Raw genomic sequence first — 17,474 nt, 5'->3', positions numbered from 1 at the left:
TGTAAACCTCTATCCATTCACTTTAACAGAAAGACTCCCTTGTTGAAGCTGGTACATTTTTTGATACAGTCCATCCTGTGCCATCAGCTCGTCATGCGTTCCCCGCTCCACGATTTCCCCGCGGGACAATACGAGAATCTGGTCCGCGTGCTGGATCGTCGACAGCCGATGGGCAATGATAAACGTCGTCCGCCCGCGCGACAGGACGTGCAGCGCTTCCTGGATCGCCAGCTCGGTTTCGCTGTCGATGCTCGCCGTCGCTTCGTCGAGAATCAAAATCGCCGGATCGGCCACAAGCGCCCGGGCAAACGAAATGAGCTGCCGCTGTCCCGCAGACAACGTCATGCCGCGCTCGACAACCGGCTCGTCGTACCCTTGCGGCAGGCGCGTAATAAATTCGTCGGCCCGCACTGCCTTGGCGGCCTGCACGACTTTTTCATCGGAAATCGCGTCGTTGTACATGCGAATGTTGAAGCCGATGCTGCCCGTAAACAAAAACGGGTCTTGCAGCACCAGCCCGATATGACTGCGCAGCGATTGCGTGTCGATCTTGCGCATGTTCTTGCCGTCGATCAGGATGCGCCCTTTTGTCACCGGATAAAAGCCGAGCAAGAGGTTCATCAGCGAGCTTTTCCCTGATCCGGTATGGCCGACGAGCGCGATCGTCTGGCCCGGCTTCGCGGTGAACGAAACGTTTTTCAGCACGTACTCATCTTCGTTGTAAGCAAACGACACCTGGTCGAACACCACTTCCCCGCGCGGCCGCGCGATTGGCGTCCCCGCTGTTTGCGATTCGGCCGCCGTGTCCAAAATATCGAAGACGCGTGTGGCCGAGATCGTCGCCTGCTGCATTTGCGACAGGCGGTTCATAATCATGTTGATCGGCTCGAAAAAGCGACCCATGTAGTCTACGAAGGCAAACAGCGCCCCGAACGAAATGACGCTGTGAAACGACGCGGAGCCGTAGTACCAGATAATCAAGGTCAGGGCGATTTTCCAGATCAGGTCGACAGCGGGCCGCAGCAGGAGCGACTCCAGGTTGATTTCCTTCATCCGCACCTTGAAGTAGCTTTCGTTCACCTGCGCAAACTCTTTTTGCACGCCTTCCTCGCGGCGAAACGCCTGGACAATCGCCATGTTTTGAATCATCTCGTTGATCGTCGCGTTCATGTCGCCGAGCTTCGCCCGAATCACCGCGTAGTAGCGGGAGCTGTACTTTTGATAGACGTAGACCAAGAGCGCGAGCAGCGGCACAGTCAGACAGCAGAACAGGGCCAGTTGCGGCTGGAGCACGAACAGCGCGATCAAGATTCCGAGCAAATAAATGCCGTTTTGCACAAACGTGGCAAGCACGCTCACGTACAGCTCGCGAATCGCCTCGGTGTCGTTGCTCACGCGGGAGACGAGCGAGCCAACCGGCGTCTTGTCAAAAAAGGAGACCGGGAGCTTCTGCAAATGCACGAACAGCTTCATCCGCATCTGTTGAATGATGCGCTGGGCAATCGTTTGCAGCCACAAAATCTGCACGTAGTTGAAGCCCGCCGACAGCAAAATCAGCGCTCCGTACCCTAACGACAGCCAGATGATCGGCTGCACGTCGTTTTGGTACATCGCCAAAACTTCTTCGCCCGTCAGCCGGATTCCTGTCGGAGCCACACTTGTCCCCGCCGCATCGCCCGCCGTCACCGCAAAGCGCTCCCGGCCATTTTCCGGCTCGATGGGCGTGAACTGCTTCTCGCCGTTTTGCTCGATTTTTCCCTCGATCAAGTAATACGTCGTGCCTGCCGCAACTACGGTCGCTTCGCTCGCCTGGATGCTGCCGGGTGTCAAGCCCGCATCGGCCAGCGCATCCTCCCGTATATAGTAGCGATCGTTTATCGCAACCACCAGGTCCTCGGGCACCTGCGGCTTTTGTTCAAACTCGTACCAGGGCTTCTGGATGGCGAGGATGTGATTGTCGATCATCGCCTTGGCCAGAAATGGTCCCGCCAGCTCCGCACTCGTCCCGAGCAGAAGCAGGATCAGCGCTCCCCCTATTTGCTTTTGAAACGGCCGCGCAAATGCGGCCAGCCGCTTCCATACGTGTTCTTTCCCCACGAAACGCTCTCCCTCCCTCTTCACGGCTTAGCCGGCAACATCCCGCTCCATTTGCTGTCTGCGATACTGCTCCGCATACCAGCCGTTTTGCTGCATCAGCTCATCATGTGTTCCCCGCTCGACAATCCGGCCTTCGTCCAGCACGAGAATCAGCTCGGCGTGTTGCACGGCAGACAGGCGGTGAGCGGTAATAATCGTCGTTTTGGCGGCGCGCTCCTCGCGCAAATGACGCAAAATCGCCTCTTCCGTCCGGGCGTCGACCGCCGACAACGAATCGTCGAGAATGAGGATGCCTGCATCGAGCAGCAAAGCCCTGGCAATCGAAATCCGCTGCTTTTGCCCGCCGGAGAGGGTCACGCCCTTTTCGCCCACCATCGTTTGCAGGCCATCGCGGAACTGGGCCAGATCATTGCTCATTTCCGCCAGCTTGAGCGCGTGCAGTACCTCCGCCTCTGTCGCTTGCGGCCGGCCAAACGCTACATTTTCCGCAATCGTCCGCGAGAACAGTAAATGCTCCTGCGGCACATAGGCGATTTTTTCCCGCAGCGCTGCAAATGACAGTTTTTCAATCGGCACTCCGCCGACAAACAGCGACTGCTCCTTCAACTCGTATTGATGCAACAGGGCGCGGCACAGCGTCGACTTCCCGCTCCCCGTCCGCCCGACAATGCCCAGCGTCTCGCCTGCCCCGAGCGAAAAGGTGATGTCAGTGAGCGCAGGCTTTTCACTGCCCGGGTAGGCAAAAGAAAACTGGCGAGCTTCTACCGTATTCGGCGTCTCGGCCGTCACCGGGTGGGCGACTTCCTTCACATCCGGCTGTTCCACCAACAGCTCGGAGAGGCGCTTGTGGGACGCTCCGCCGCGCTGCAGCACGTTGACCAGCCAGCCAAAGGCGAACATCGGCCAGATCAAAAGCCCGAGGTACAGGTTAAAAGCGACCAGATCGCCCAAAGAAATCGCGCTCGTAAAGACGAGGTATGTTCCATAGCCAAGCCCGATCAGGAAGCTGAAGCCGATAATGATCGCAATCGTCGGCTCGAACAGCGCGTCGATCCGCGATACGCTCACGTTGCGCTCCAGCGTTTTTTCACTGACCCGGCGATAGGCTTCAATGTCTTCCTTTTCCTGCACAAACGCACGCAGCACACGCACGCCGGAAACCGATTGCTGCACGTGGTCGTTCATCTCGCCAAACGCTTCCTGGGCGAGATAAAAGCGCTCGTGCAGCAGTCTGCCGTAGTAGGCGGTCGACCAGGCCAAAAAAGGCATCGGGATCAGCGCCGCCAACGTCAGCTTCCAATCGATGACCGTCACCATGACCCCGAGCGTCAACAGCGTCATGAACAGCGAATCGACCAGCGTGAGCACGCCTGTACTCGCCGTTTGCTCGATCGCCGGAATGTCGTTGGTCGCGACAGCCATCAGATCGCCGCTGCGCTTGCGATGGTAAAACGACGGCGTCATCCGCGTCAGGTGCGCAAACAGACGCTCGCGCAAAGTCCGCTCCAAAATCAGCGCACCGCCGTTGAGCAAGTGCCGCCAGGCAAAACGCATCGCGTACAGCCCGACACCAAGCGAGAGCAGGATCGCAACCGTCCTGGTCAAATCCTGCGTCGTCAAAGAGCTGTTGCGCATCGCATCGACCGTCTCTCCGATCAGACGAGGCGGCCAAAGCATCAGGACGTCGATGAGAAATAAAAACAAGATACCGATTGTGTACCGTTTCCAGTACGCGCGAAAAAACCACGATAGCTCCTTGAGTGTATGCAAGCAGATCCCCCTCTCATGATGTAGCCTTGTATGGAACTCAATTGCAGCCAGCGCTTTTCTCCTGGGCAACTGCACCTTTCCAGCGAATGGACAAACCCGGCTACGCCAAACCAAACCATGGGCGAAACCGTAATTGTACTAATATATAAAAAAGGCGCGCGCATCACGCACCCCTTCTTGCTTCCTTCATCGTAATTTACTGAATTTTCTTTGTCAATCCAACTTTTTCAGCTACGTCTTGCCAGCCATTCTTCCTTCAACATGCTGTACACGGCATGGTCGACAAAATGGTCGTACAGAAACTCGTTGCGGCGCAGGATTCCTTCCAGTTGAAAGCCCAGCCGCTCCGGGATCGCTCTGCTCCTGTAATTTTCCGTCGCCGCCTGAATCGTGACCTTTTCCAGCCCCCACGAGCCGAAAATAAGCTGGTCCATGTACGCCGCCACTGCCCCGGTCATCAGTCCCTTGCCCTGGAACTGGGCGCCGAGCCAATAGCCGATCGCCGTTTTCTTGTTGATCCAGTCAATATTGTGCACGCCCAGCGTTCCGGCCAGCCGTCCGTTGTGCCAGATTCCGTAGTGAATGCCCTGATTGTCGTTATGCTGCTGGATCGTTCGCTGGATAAAATGGCTCGTATCCTCGACACGCTTCGTAAAATTCAGCCAAGGCAGCCATTCCTTCAGGTAGGGTCTGTTGGTGTCCGTGAGCCAGAACATTTCGGCGGCATCGGACAGCTCAAGCTGTTTGAGAAACGTCTCCTCATTAATCGGTATCCTTCTCATGCAAAAGCCCTCCTTTATTATGTAGATGCAGCGACTAAAGACTGGCAAACGACTGCTTACGCTCGATTATGCGACCGGAGCCATTGTTTGGCAAGCGGCAGGGACGCTTCTTGCGCAAAAAGCGCCCGCCAGCGAACTGGCAGACGCTCATGAGCGTGATTATTGTTTGCTTTTCGCAATCTCTTCCGGTTTGAAAATGCCCGTCTCGGTGACAATCGCCGTAATGTATTGGGCAGGCGTCACATCGAACGCCGGATTGTACACTTTGATGTCGTCAGGTGCTACCTGTTTGCCCAGGCCGTGCGTGATCTCCTCGGCCGGACGCTCCTCAATCGGAATGTCCGCGCCTGTCGGTGTTGCCAGGTCGACTGAGGACAGGGGAGCTGCCACGTAAAAAGGAATGCCGTGCGCCTTTGCCAAAACCGCTACCCCGTAGGTGCCGATCTTGTTGGCGACATCGCCGTTGGCCGCCACGCGGTCCGTTCCGACGACGACCGCCTGCACTTTGCCCTGCGACATCACCATCGCCGCCATGTTGTCGCAGATCAGCGTGACGTCGATGCCCGCCTGCTGCAATTCATACGCGGTCAGGCGAGCGCCTTGCAAGACGGGACGCGTCTCGTCTGCATATACTTTCAGATTCCAGCCGCGTTCCTTGGCCAAATAAAAGGGAGCCGTAGCCGTTCCGTACGCTGCCGTCGCCAGCGCCCCCGGATTACAGTGCGTGAGAACGCCCATGCCGTCTTGCAGCAGCGTGAGCAGATGCTCTCCGATCGTCCGGCACACCTCGGCGTCTTCCTTTTGAATCGCCAGCGCTTCGTCAAGCACAGCGGCTTTCAGCTCTGCGATTGGCAGGGCAGCGTCTTTTTTCACGCGCGCCTTGATCCGGTCGAGCGCCCAGAACAGGTTGACAGCGGTAGGGCGGGATGTGCCCAGGTAGTCTGCCTGGCGGTTCAACTCCTGCCAAAACGCTTCGTACGTCTGTGCCTCGCTGCCGCGAATCCCCAGGTACAGTCCATATGCTGCGGCCATGCCGATTGCCGGCGCGCCGCGCACTTCCAGGCGGCGAATGGAGCCCCATACTTCTTCTGCGGTCGTCAGCCGCAAGTAAATCGTCTCTACTGGCAAACGCGTCTGGTCAAGCAAGACGAGCGCGTCGTCTTCCCACTTGACTGGCGTTGTTTGTGTACTGGTTGTCATACTGTCGTTGCCTCCTGATAGTAGCGTGCGGTTACCTGGCGGACGATGTCCGTGATGTCTGTCGATTCGTCGACGTTGCTGCGGCCGAGAATCAGCGCTTCTCCGATCGCCAGCGCCAGTCGCTCGGCTTCTGCCCGTTTTTCATCGTCTGCGATGGTGTTCAGATCAGCCACTCCCGCAAGCCCGATCACGCGGCGCAAAATTTTGCAGCCGGCATAGCCCGCCGTGTCCTGAATCAGTCGCTTCACGTAGCTTTGCCACAAGCCTTCGACGTGAGCGCTGCGCTCTTTTGCCTGTTTGTGCCAGAGCTGAACGAACTGGGAAACGAATTCGTTCCAGACATCTTCCACCGTTTCCAGTAAGTATTCGCGGTACGAGTCGCGTTCTCCTGGGTCTTCTTGCAATCCGTGTTGACCTGCGTAGTTGAGCAGCAGGTTGGCGATGACCGCGCCGATGTCAAAGCCGATTGGCCCGTAGTAGGCAAATTCCGGGTCGATCGCTTTCAGGCTCGTCTCGGTGATGAAAATGCTGCCCGTGTGCAAGTCGCCGTGCAGCAGCGCTTCTGCGCGCGTGAGGAAGTCGTATTTCAGCTTGGCGATCTCCAGCTTGAGCGGCTTGTTGTTCCAGATCGCTTCCACTTCCCGGCGAATCAGCGGGTTGAAGTCGTTGGTCGGCGCATTTTCGTACGGATCGGTAAAGACGAGATCTTCTGTGATTTTGCACAATTCCGGATTTATGAATGTTCCGACGAGCGCTTTTTTGTCGTACGGATGCGCGCCCAAATCCGATGTGTAGAACAAGGTGTGCGCGAGAAAACGGCCGATCTGCTTCGGAAAAAGCGGATAGCGCTTGCCCTCAATCAAGCCTTTGCGCATGATGATGTGGTCGCCTACGTTTTCCATCACCGTCAGGGCCAGCTCCTGATCGAAGTGGTACACTTCCGGCACCAGGTCCGGTACGTATTTGTGCTGGATGCGAAGCGCTTCGCTCTCGATCCGGGCGCGGTCGATGGTCAGCGGCCACGACTCGCCCACGACTCTCGCAAACGGCAGCGCCTGCTTCACGATCACTTTTTTTCCGGTAGCCGACTCCTGAATATCGAACACCAGATTCAGGTTCCCGTCCCCGATTTCGCGGCTGGTCAGCTCGGCCCCCTCTGTAAACAGACCCGGCAAGCCTTTTACGTACTCTACTGCTTCCTGTTCAGTCAATGCGCGGTATGCCATGATTGATTACTCCCCTCGTTAAGTAGTTTCTCTCTATCTGTAGCGGACTGGTCATATCCCCCAGCCTTGCGGTCAAACGGTGTCATGCGGCCATCGGCGTTCGTGCTGTGACATACAAAAAGACCTCTTTTCCGAAGAAAAGAGGTCGCTGTCGTCACGTACAAATAACGTGTCATGTCCCCCTTATCTTCCAGACCACTTTTGTTTCTGCAGGAATTAGCACCGTGCACGTCGCTTTTTGCTTCAATCGCTGCTCGCGTTGAAATCGCGTCGTGTCGGTTGCCGGGTATCATCGGGCCAGTCCCTCCACCTTCTCTGGATAAGGTATCCAAACGTATGCGGTTTTGATTTAGTTTGAATCATACAACCTGCGGTTCCACGATGTCAACACTCTTTTTTTGCAAAAACGGCTCGCCTTCTACCAGCTATTCTGCGTCCCCGAGGCGGCGGGGCGCTCCCAGTTCCACCAGTCGATTTTGCCGACAAACGCGGCGGTAATCGACTTTTCCTCCTTGAGCCTGAGCAGCTCCTTCGTCGGCCCGGTCAGGACGGCGCCGTAGATGCGCACGCCTTTTTCCTGCAAATAGCGATAGCGCTCCTCGAGTTGCGGATTGCCGCCCGAAAGCAGCGCGTAGCCCATATCGCGCGCCAAGCTTTTTTGCTCGGTCAAATACTTCATCTCGCCCATGAAGGCGGCCATTCGCCGCTCGCCTTCTCCGTTCACCTGAATCGGCGCGGTTCCGTAATCCAGCTCCCGCTCGGCAAAGCCCCAGACCTCCCCCGGGCCGAGTAGCAGATTGCCGGCTTCCCCGTCAACTTGTTTCACCTCCACGCCAGTGTCGACGGCAAACCAGACCGTCTCCTGGTTGTAGCTGCTGACATGGCGGGAAACCAGCTCGACATACTGCTCATACGTCAGGAAGCTGTCAAACGAGATCGCCAGTTGGGAAACCGTTCCTTCCGGCAGCTTTTCCAGCGTCGTCCAGGCAGGCGTGCGCAAAAAGGACGTGTCTTCTTCCGGTTCTCCGGCCGATAGCGGGTAGCGGAAAAACAGCTTTTGCTCCCGGACGCCCCCTGTCCACTCCGGTCTGGCGCTCACGTTCCACAGCACATTCGTGCTCCGAAAGCGGCCAGCGCTTTTGGCCTCGTTGCCAACCTGCTCTCGCAGCTCCATGTCGATGCTGCCGTACAACAGCCCCACCTGCGAGCCGCTGCTGCCCACGCTCACGCCAGGCTGGGTAAAATTGACCATGTCCCGTGCCACCCGGAACAAATCGTCATGCATCAGCCTTCCCACCCAGCCGTTTACGAACAGCAAGAGCACACCCGCGAGGCAAGGAATCGCGAAGGCATAGAAGGAGGTCGTCAGCCTGTTTTTCCACTTTCCCCGGCGGACGATCGCCCGCTGTCTTGCTTCCGAAAGCCCTGGCGCAACCTCCTGCTTGCCGTCTGTCCCTTGTTCTTCCCCGAGCAATAGCCGTTCCAGCCGCTTCCCGTACTCTTCATCGTCTGCCAGTTCCTCGCCCAGCCGTTTCGCTTCCTCGCCCGTCAAATCCCCTCTCAGGTAAGCAAGCAGTTTTTGCTCGCGGTCATCCCCGTTTTGGTTCGTCATAGCCCTTCCTCCTTCCACAGTTGCCGCATCTTTTGCCGTCCCCGAAACAGGGAGCGCTTAACATCCGCCAGTTCGATTCCCAGCACCTCCGCCATTTCCGCGTAGGAAAACTGCATCGCCGACAGCAAAATCACCTGTCGCTGCTTTTCCGGCAGCCGCTCCAAACAGGCGGATGCCGCCTCCCACAACTCCTGGTTCACGAGCTGGTCAGCGGGATCGACGGCGGAAGCATCCAGTCGTTCCGGCACGCTCCCGACGTAATCGACTGGCCGCCGCTTCTGTTTGCGATGCCAGTCCACGAAGGCGTGGTATGCTACCTTGAACAGCCACGGCCGCACTTTTTCCCCGTGATAGTCATCCAGGGAGGCATACGCGCGAAAAAAAGTCTCCTGCGTCAAGTCTTCCGCCTGCCTCCGATCGCGTGTGAGCCGGAAAAGATAGCGGTATATATCGTTTACGTGCAACTGGTACACGTCCTCCAAGCCTACTTTCCCAATGCCTCCACACCCTTTCATCCGATACCACGCACGCTGAGTAAAAAAGTTTCACTTGCTGCCTCCTTTTCCCTGTGAGCAGATGCACATTCTCGGAAAAACAAAGATTGACTAGCGGAACGAGAAGGCATATCATGGGTGTATCGCACACGGATAGATGACGTGTGAACCACATAAACTCTTATCGCGAGCTGGCTGAGGGACTGGCCCTATGATGCCCGGCAACCGGCGCTATTTTTTTGCGTTCGACCAAAAATAGCGAAACGGTGCTAATTCCAACGGATAAGAGTCGGAGCTTTTTTTGTTCCGGCTACTGACCCGAGAGATGAGAGGAGACGAGACGTTTTCATAGTCGACAACCGCCTCCCCGCTCAAGTGGGGAGGCTTTTTTGCATGATTACATGTTTCGAAACGACCACGACAGCTTTTCAAGCTGCCAAGGAGGACTAGCATGAGTGAGCAACGCATCCTCGTCACCTATTTGACACAAGCCAAAGACTTGAACAAAAAAGCCGCTGCCATCGCAGTCGGCATGACGGTCGGCTCCTGGACGGACTTGCCCGCTGCCAAGCAAGCGGAGCTGGCGCCGTACCTAGGCGAAGCCGTCAGCGCCACTCCGCTGGAAACATTGGAAAACGGGGATGTGCGCGGGCTGATTACCGTCAGCTACCCGCCCCGCAACTTCACCAGCGACATTCCTTCGCTCTTGACCGGAATTTTCGGAAAGCTCTCGATGGACGGAAAAATCAAGCTAGTCGACATCGCTTTTCCCGACTCGTTCCTCCAGGCTTTTCCCGGACCGAAGTTCGGCATAGACGGACTGCGCGGACGACTGGACGCCCAAAACCGTCCGCTCCTGATGAGCATTTTCAAATCTTGCCTCGGCCTGCCGTTCGACGATCTGAAAACGCAATTTAAAGCACAGGCGCAGGGCGGCGTCGATTTGGTCAAAGATGACGAAATTTTCTTCGCGGACGACCGCGCACCGTTTTTGGAGCGCATCCAGGCGTTCAAACAGATCGCCCTGGAGACCGAAGCCGAGACAGGCAAGCCTGTCCTCTACGCCGCCAACCTGACCGGGCCGATCAACGAGCTGAACGAAAAGGCAAAACGCGCGGTCGAAGCGGGCGCCGACTGCCTGCTGTTCAACGTGCTGGCCTTCGGCTTCGATGCCCTGCACCGCCTGGCAGCCGATCCGGATGTCAACGTCCCGATCATGGCGCACCCGGCGCTCGCAGGCGCGTACTATCCGTCGCCTGACTACGGCATCGCCACGCCGCTTCTGCTCGGCACCTTGATGCGGATCGCCGGCGCAGACCTGGTGCTGTTCCCGTCTCCGTACGGCAACGTGGCGCTGGACAAGACAGAAGCGCTGCAACTCGCCCACAACTTGACGACGCCGCTGGAGGGCGTGCGCCGCTCGTTCCCGGTTCCGTCCGCAGGCATTCATCCCGGACTCGTGCCGCAGTTGTATCAGGACTTCGGTCTCGACCAAATCGTCAACGCGGGCGGCGGCATTCACGGCCACCCCGGCGGCGCGACGGCCGGAGCGAAAGCTTTTGTCGACGCAATCGCTGCCGTCACTGCCGGGCGCAGCCTGGAAGAAGCCGCTGCCGGATCGCCTGAGCTTGCCATCGCCCTGGAAAAGTGGGGTGGCGCACGATGAGCAAAAAGCTCGTGCTGTTCTGCGATTTCGACGGAACGATTACGGAAAAAGACAACATCGTCGCGATTGTGAAAAAGTTCGCTCCCCCCGAATGGGAAGCACTCACCAAACAAATTCTTTCGCAACAAATAAGCGTACAGGAAGGCGTCGGCAAGCTGTTTCAGTTGCTCCCTTCTTCCTTGCGCCAGGATATTGTAGACTACATCGTCCAGGAGGCTACGATTCGCCCCGGCTTCGCTGACTTCGTCCGCTTTTGCCGCGAGGAAGGCATCGAGCTTTTGATTACGAGCGGCGGCATCGACTTTTTCGTCCAGCCGATTCTCGCTCCGTTTGACCTTAGCGGTGTCCCGATCTACTGCAACGGCAGCGACTTCTCCGGCGAGAACATCACGATCACGTGGCCGCACTCCTGCGACGAGCAATGCACAAACGGCTGCGGCATGTGCAAGACGACCATCATTCGCCGCTACGACCCTGCCACTCACTATCGCGTCGTCATTGGCGATTCGATCACGGACCTGGCTGGCGCAAAGATCGCCGACTACGTCATCGCCCGCTCCTTCCTCGCCGAGAAGGCACAGGAGCTTGCGCTGCCGCACAGCACATTCGCGACCTTCCACGACGTGATTGGCACGCTGACCGAACTGAAACAGGAGGTTGTCTAATCCATGACCGCAACACTCGAACAACGTCTGGACGCTTTTCGCCGTCTGGACGACGCCAAGCTGACATTTGCCCGCCGGGACTGGTTTCCCGGTACCAGCGGCAATCTCTCGATCAAAATCCAGAACGAGCCGCTGCAATTTGCCGTAACCGCAAGCGGCAAAGACAAGACCAAGCTGTCGCCGGAAGACTACCTCGTAGTCGATCGAGATTCCCGCCCTGTAGACGCGACTTCGCTCAAGCCGTCCGCAGAGACGTTGATCCACGCCGTCGTCTATCAAAAGTTCCCGCAGGCAGGTGCCTGCTTCCACGTCCATACCGTCTGGAACAACCTCATCTCCGAGCTGTACTTCGGCCAGCGCGCCTTCTCCATCCAGGGGCAAGAGCTGATTAAAGGCTTGGGCATTTGGGAGGAAAACGCGCGTATCACTGTTCCGATTGTTGAGAACTTTGCCGATATTCCGACCCTGGCCGCCGCGATTGAAAAAGTCATCACCCCGGAAATTCCGGGCGTGCTCATCCGCAACCACGGCATTTACGCCTGGGGCGGCAACGACTTTGAAGCGAAGCGCCACCTGGAAGCATTTGAATTTCTGTTCGAGTACCACGCCCGCTGGCTGCAACTGCGCCAAGCCGTCGTGTCCACTACAACCAATTAACCAAGGAGGCAAACAAGATGGCACAAATTCGTTTCCACGACACTAACGAGTACATTTCCGCACCGGAGGAAGTCATTTCCTTCCTGGACAGCCAAGAGATCATTTACGAAAAATGGGGCGTAGACCGCCTCGATCCCAAGCACCGCGACAACTACAGCCCGACAGAGGAAGAAAAACAGGAGATTCTCGCCGCCTTCAAGCCGGAGATCGACGCGATCAGCGAGCGCCGCGGCTACCTGACTGCCGACATCATCGTCCTCTCTGACAAAACCCCTAACCTCGATGAGCTGCTCGTGAAATTCAAGAACGAGCATCATCACACCGACGACGAGTGCCGCTTCTGCGTAGACGGCCACGGCATTTTCGCGATCAAGGGCAAAGACGGGCGCTACTTCGACGTCGAGCTTGAGCCAGGCGACCTGATCTCCGTACCGCCGAACTTCCGCCACTACTTCACCTTGATGGACGACCGCAAAATCAAGGCAATCCGCCTGTTCGTCACTCCTGCAGGCTGGGAGGCTATCTACTGATACGTATCGCAAAAACAAACAAGCACCTTGGACCATAGCCTTGGCGACAAGGTGCTTTTCCTTTTTCCTGCTATTTACTCACTTAATGACGCCATCGCCTATAATCGACACCTCCGGCACAATACGGACATCGGCTCTGGCAAATGCCGCCGGCCAATCTTCCTGTACCTTTTTCCACTCCTCGTACTCATAGGCACGGGCGTACACGCCAAAGCCAAACGGGTCTGTTCCACTCTCCTGGCACTTTGTGACCAGATTTGCGAACTCTTTGCGCAGTTCCTCGCTAATCATTTGCTCCATTTTCCTGTAGTCTTGTTCCATGTCGAACAAAAACAGCCTTTCGGTGATGGAAATGCGAATTTTCATTTTTACGTCGAATTGAAACCGATTGTTACGGTAGCTTGTTTTCACGGAGCGATTGACGCCATTCACCAAAAAACTGAGCCGATCCCTCGCTATGTGATTGCTGCCACCGTTTACGGGAAGCGGAAGCGTCAAGGATGTCTCTCCCTGCTTTTGATGACGGAGCATCTGCAACAGCATCGTATCTCTTGGCTCGAGCAGCGTAGCGTACTTGCCGCCCTTGTTTAGCAGTGCCGTCCCCAATACTTTAACAGAGCGTCCTGAATTGATTTCAGCGAGTAACGGTGTGCCTCCTTTTTCAAACATTTGTCGATGAAATTCCTGTAACCTTGTTGTTACTGTCAAATTCCTTTGGCTTGCCTTATCGAGCAGCCTGGTTAGGTGAAGCGGAAGCCGCGGCTTATCCGTCGGATTAAAATTGAACAGCTCCTTGACCGGCCCGTCGCAAACGATCACTCGCGCATTCACCGTAAATCGCGCATCGCGAAACATCACATCCATAATGGGAAACCAATCGGGATGTTCCAACAGTTTTTTCCCGATAACGAACACCTGTATTTTGCCTGATAACGAAAGGCCCGTCACCAGCCCGTCAAACCGTCCTCTTGCCTGACGAAGCGATTCTATCTTGACTCCGTACTCCTCTTCCTTATCCTTGGCTTCCTTGCTGAACACCGGACTCGATAAATAGACGAGAAGCTGATCTTTTTCATTCAGATCTATCCCTGTCATCAGGGTGATCGTCGCGTCTTCCAGATCAATCCGATCCACACACCCCGTCAGCAGGGAGACTACACACAAAATCAATAGAACGTGTACGTATCTTTTTATAACCTTCACTCCTTCACTGACCTACGCAGCAGCCAGATCGGCACAAAAGCCAGAACGGGCAGCGCGTATCCGAATAGCAAACCGCCAGTGCTCCACCACTGCTTCCATTTGAGTAAATCCATGAACGTAGGCGTATACAGCCAAAGCAGTAAAATACCCAACAGCAAAGCGATGCCTAAATGCTTGCGATGATCTGCTGCACCGAACAATTGACTTGACGAGAAGACTGAAAAATACAGATAAGGGAAGCTGGTTGTAGACAAGTAAAATAAATAGAAAGCGAGAAAGATAATATCCATTCGTTCCAAAAATCGATACTCAATCACCTTCCATAAATTCAATGTTGGCCACGTATATTGTAGAATTTCATCGGGGTTGAAAAACACGAAACTGAACAAGGTGATGTTCATAAAAATCAGCATGGACAACGTATTGGCCACAACGATACCAAGGACTGCATACTGCTTTTTCTGCAAAAAAGGATAGAGAAAAAAAGCCAGTTCAAATCCTAAAAAAGACAGAACCGTTGATTTTGTTCCCGCCAGAATCGGCCACCACCCTTCCTTGAAAACAGGGAGCAAATAAAGCCAGTTCGTTTTCGGCAAGACAGTGACCAAGACGATCGGCATCCACAGCGTCAGATAAAAGATCAGCTCGGCATACCGTCCAAGCACCCGCAAGCCGCCTTGGAGAACCATATAAGCCGGAATGGCCAGCAAAATAACTACCATGTAAATCGGTGTCTGACTAAGAATCCACGTATTGACGATGGCCGCAGTGTTGGCCATGACAGTGAAAGAGGCAAAACCGCAATAGACGGCGATTCCTGCAACACAGACTTTCCCCAGCCATTTACCCAAAAACAACGGCTGCAGATCCACAATCGTTTTGCCGGGATAGCGCTTCATGATGCCGATGATGACCAGGCTGACCGCCATAGCCGCGAACCAACCAATCAAAATTGAGAGCCATCCGTCCGTCCCTGCCACCTCGGCCAGCTCTCGCGGCATGGACAACACCCCGATCCCTACCTGCGCACCGTGAATCAAATAAATGTACTGGAAGACCGTCAGTTCATTGAAGGCATATTTTTTCATTCGCCATCTCCCCTTGGACGATTATCTCCCTGCCTTCTCGCTTGAATGGCCCTCGTACTGACTGGCCGATCCCGCATCGTCCAAAACGGCAAGCGGACAAAGAAATCTTTCCAGTCGCTGAAACGAGCGGGCGCGAGCGGACTTCCGTAGGGAACGCCAAGCGATTCCAACTGGATCAGATGGGCAATGAGGCCCATCAGCCCGACGATAATCCCGACGATACCGAACAAAGCAGCCAGCACCATCATGAGAAACCGGAGCAGTCTAACCGCAGACCCCATATCGTAATTCGGGATGATAAAGGAGGAGATCGCTGTAAACGCGACCACAATCACCATGATGTTGCTGACAATCCCCGCCTGAACTACTGCCTGTCCAATGACGATCCCCCCCACGATGCCTACCGTCTGTCCGATGGGCGTTGGCAGCCTGACCCCTGCTTCCCGCAGCATTTCCATAGTCAGCTCCATAAGCATCGCTTCGAGTAAAGGCGGAAAAGGCACTCTCTCTCGACTCTCCGACCGATAAAATCAAGTCGAGCGGAATCACCTCGTAGTTAAACGAGATCAGGGCGATGTAGAGAGCCGGAAGAAAGGTCGCGATGATAAAAGCCAGCCCCCGCAACAGACGAATAAACGACGAAACAAGCCAGCGCGTGCTGTAATCGTCCACGTTTTGAAAAAAGGAGGAAAAGGTGGCAGGGCCAATCAAGACGCTGGGAGAACGGTCTACCACGACGGCGATCTTGCCTTGCAAAATGTGCGAGGCCACCGAATCGGGCCGCTCCGTCATCATCAACTGCGGAAAAGGGGAAAACGGATTGTCCTCAATCAACTCTGCCAGCTCGCCTGTATTGAGAATCGAGTCGATCTTGATCTGCTTGATCCGGTCCTCCATTTCTTGCAAAACCTCCGGATGTGCGACATCTTGCAAAAATAGGATCGACACCCGGGTAGCTCCCCTGTCCCCTATCCAAAATTCCTTGATTTTCAACTCCCGATTAGGCAAGTAGCGGCGAATCAGGGCGATATTTTGCATCCCTGTCTCCACAAACCCCTGGTGGGCGCCCTTCAAAGACGCTTCCAGTTGCGGGTCCTCAATCGCCCGCTGCGGCCAGCCGTGCGTATCGAGAACGAACGCCTCGTTGCGCCCTTCTACAAACATGACACAGCTGCCGTCGAAAATCTCCTTTTCAACGGTGCGAAAATCGCGGGCAATCGAGACATCTCCTACCGACAGCAGGTCGAGAATTCCCGCTTTTCCCCGATCCCGCTGAGCCAGCATCGGCCGCAGCACATTGTTGTTGATGGAGTTTTTGTCCACAAGCCCAGTTAAATACACGATCGCTGCCGAACCTTCGAGCATACTGCTTTCAAACGTGCGAATCACCAGGTCAGGTGTCAGCGTGAATATGCGCTCCAGTTCGCTAATATTTTCGCCCAGGCTGTCGCTTATCGGGTGGGCATGGGACGGCTGAATTCTGTCTTTTGCCGACACCCGTTTCCTTCTCAGCCATCCTCTCATCGTCATCTCGAACCGTTCCCCATCCTCTGCTCAGTATGTTCTCTTAGCTTTCGTGGCAGCTTCCAAAAATATGCATGCAACCTTCGAAGGCACGCCTGTCCTGTCGCATAAATCGAGACGACCTGCAAATACTGACAAGAGAACTGGAACAGTCTGGCGGGAGAACCATGAAAAACGGACTAGCTTTTACTCAAATCGTAACAATACTGATGCTGGCCAACGGCTTGATGAACCATGTCATCGTCATCCCCATGATGCTCGACTCCGCCAAGAGAGATTCGTGGATTTCCGTCCTTTTTGCCGGGGCTCTCTACCTGATCTGGACGTGCTTTCTTTACTTTATCTATCTGAGAACCGGGCGCGAACACCTTTTTGTTTGGTTGCAGAACCGATACGGCTTCTTCGTTTCCCGCCTGTTGGCGCTACTGACCTCTCTATTGCTTTATTATCGGGAAGATGACCATAACAGACACGGTCACCTGGATCAACCTGTCTTTTGCTCCCCAGACTCCGCTGACGGTTCACACTGTCCTCTTCGCCGCTTTGTGTCTCGTCAACGCTCTGTTCGGGATACGCTCCATTGCAATGACGTCGACGGTGTTGTTGCCAGTCGTCGTGATTCTAGGATTTTTCGTGATGTCCACGAATTTTCAGAACAAAGACTACCGCCTGCTTCTGCCGATCATGGAAAACGGGATGGCCCCGGTGCTCAAAGGCATGATGTACGCGGGAAGCGGCTTTGTGGAACTGCTCCTGTTTTTGTTTCTGAAGCATCATCTGAAAAGCAAAGTGCCTTACTATCAGTTTTTCTTGCTGGCGATGTCGCTGATTGACTTGACCTTGGGGCCGAACGATTGGCGCGATCGTCGAATTTGGCCCGGCGGAAGCCGCCAAGCTGCGCTACCCGGCCTATGAAGAGTGGCGGCTAGCCAATATCGGCATTTATATCGAGCATCTCGA

The 17,474-nt window shown here is 55.4% G+C and carries 14 protein-coding genes, 1 pseudogene and 2 riboswitches; of the genes and pseudogenes, 5 read left to right on the top strand and 10 right to left on the bottom strand.

The window, feature by feature from the left end; translation table 11 throughout:
- Positions 1-9: 9 nt before the first annotated feature.
- From BA6348_RS07110 to BA6348_RS07080, 7 genes are all read right to left on the bottom strand, one after another.
- Positions 10-2,097: an ABC transporter ATP-binding protein gene (locus BA6348_RS07110; protein ID WP_122953065.1), complete on the bottom strand. Its 2,088-nt coding sequence runs from the start codon at positions 2,095-2,097 to the stop codon at positions 10-12.
- A 27-nt stretch (positions 2,098-2,124) separates the two neighbouring features.
- Entirely contained in the window at positions 2,125-3,867 is a 1,743-nt protein-coding gene (locus tag BA6348_RS07105) for an ABC transporter ATP-binding protein (protein ID WP_005826618.1), read from the bottom strand.
- Positions 3,868-4,094: 227 nt separating this feature from the next.
- Complete coding sequence (locus BA6348_RS07100; RefSeq protein ID WP_007776467.1) at positions 4,095-4,649, bottom strand: GNAT family N-acetyltransferase; 555 nt, start codon at positions 4,647-4,649, stop codon at positions 4,095-4,097.
- A gap of 159 nt (positions 4,650-4,808) precedes the next feature.
- Positions 4,809-5,849 (bottom strand): S-methyl-5-thioribose-1-phosphate isomerase, encoded by a 1,041-nt coding sequence (gene mtnA, locus BA6348_RS07095; protein WP_005826621.1) that lies wholly within the window; start codon positions 5,847-5,849, stop codon positions 4,809-4,811.
- Positions 5,846-7,075, bottom strand: a complete 1,230-nt coding sequence (mtnK, locus tag BA6348_RS07090; RefSeq protein ID WP_005826623.1) for an S-methyl-5-thioribose kinase — start codon at positions 7,073-7,075, stop codon at positions 5,846-5,848. The genes mtnA and mtnK overlap by 4 nt, the downstream gene beginning before the upstream one ends.
- 180 nt (positions 7,076-7,255) lie before the next feature.
- Positions 7,256-7,401, bottom strand: a riboswitch (SAM riboswitch).
- A 92-nt stretch (positions 7,402-7,493) separates the two neighbouring features.
- Positions 7,494-8,687 (bottom strand): anti-sigma factor, encoded by a 1,194-nt coding sequence (locus BA6348_RS07085; RefSeq protein WP_122953066.1) that lies wholly within the window; start codon positions 8,685-8,687, stop codon positions 7,494-7,496.
- Positions 8,684-9,202, bottom strand: coding sequence for a sigma-70 family RNA polymerase sigma factor (locus BA6348_RS07080; protein ID WP_035316625.1), 519 nt, complete (start codon positions 9,200-9,202; stop codon positions 8,684-8,686). The genes BA6348_RS07085 and BA6348_RS07080 overlap by 4 nt, the downstream gene beginning before the upstream one ends.
- A 157-nt stretch (positions 9,203-9,359) precedes the next feature.
- A riboswitch (SAM riboswitch) is annotated at positions 9,360-9,513 on the top strand.
- 119 nt (positions 9,514-9,632) lie between these two features.
- On the opposite strand from BA6348_RS07080, the gene BA6348_RS07075 reads away from it, so the two are divergent.
- Genes BA6348_RS07075 through BA6348_RS07060 form a run of 4 tightly spaced genes read left to right on the top strand, consistent with a single transcriptional unit; the run spans position 9,633 to position 12,699 of the window.
- Positions 9,633-10,847, top strand: coding sequence for a 2,3-diketo-5-methylthiopentyl-1-phosphate enolase (locus BA6348_RS07075; protein ID WP_122953068.1), 1,215 nt, complete (start codon positions 9,633-9,635; stop codon positions 10,845-10,847).
- Complete coding sequence (locus tag BA6348_RS07070) at positions 10,844-11,512, top strand: 2-hydroxy-3-keto-5-methylthiopentenyl-1-phosphate phosphatase (protein ID WP_005826634.1); 669 nt, start codon at positions 10,844-10,846, stop codon at positions 11,510-11,512. The genes BA6348_RS07075 and BA6348_RS07070 overlap by 4 nt, the downstream gene beginning before the upstream one ends.
- A 3-nt stretch (positions 11,513-11,515) precedes the next feature.
- Complete coding sequence (locus BA6348_RS07065) at positions 11,516-12,169, top strand: methylthioribulose 1-phosphate dehydratase (RefSeq protein ID WP_005826636.1); 654 nt, start codon at positions 11,516-11,518, stop codon at positions 12,167-12,169.
- A gap of 17 nt (positions 12,170-12,186) precedes the next feature.
- Complete coding sequence (locus BA6348_RS07060; RefSeq protein ID WP_005826638.1) at positions 12,187-12,699, top strand: 1,2-dihydroxy-3-keto-5-methylthiopentene dioxygenase; 513 nt, start codon at positions 12,187-12,189, stop codon at positions 12,697-12,699.
- A 78-nt stretch (positions 12,700-12,777) separates the two neighbouring features.
- On the opposite strand, the gene BA6348_RS07055 is transcribed toward BA6348_RS07060, so the two are convergent.
- The 3 genes and pseudogenes from BA6348_RS07055 to BA6348_RS07045 all read right to left on the bottom strand — a co-directional run bounded on the left by BA6348_RS07055 (position 12,778) and on the right by BA6348_RS07045 (position 16,520).
- A complete protein-coding gene (locus tag BA6348_RS07055) occupies positions 12,778-13,833 on the bottom strand; it encodes a Ger(x)C family spore germination protein (RefSeq protein WP_242507459.1) in 1,056 nt (351 codons plus the stop codon).
- Positions 13,834-13,898: 65 nt separating this feature from the next.
- Positions 13,899-14,990, bottom strand: coding sequence for a GerAB/ArcD/ProY family transporter (locus tag BA6348_RS07050; RefSeq protein WP_122953070.1), 1,092 nt, complete (start codon positions 14,988-14,990; stop codon positions 13,899-13,901).
- A pseudogene (locus BA6348_RS07045) lies at positions 14,987-16,520 on the bottom strand (spore germination protein). The gene BA6348_RS07050 and the pseudogene BA6348_RS07045 overlap by 4 nt, the downstream one beginning before the upstream one ends.
- Positions 16,521-16,970: 450 nt before the next feature.
- Between BA6348_RS07045 and BA6348_RS07040 the strand changes: the two are divergent.
- The gene (locus BA6348_RS07040) at positions 16,971-17,429 is read left to right on the top strand and encodes a GerAB/ArcD/ProY family transporter (protein WP_206699385.1); all 459 of its coding nucleotides are present in this window, start codon (positions 16,971-16,973) and stop codon (positions 17,427-17,429) included.
- Positions 17,430-17,474 lie beyond the last annotated feature (45 nt).

Source organism: Brevibacillus agri (genome assembly GCF_004117055.1).
In the GTDB taxonomy this organism is placed as follows: Bacteria; Bacillota; Bacilli; order Brevibacillales; family Brevibacillaceae; genus Brevibacillus; species Brevibacillus agri.
The sequence above is the reverse complement of the archived record's forward strand: the minus strand, read 5'-3'. Positions and strand labels throughout refer to the sequence as shown.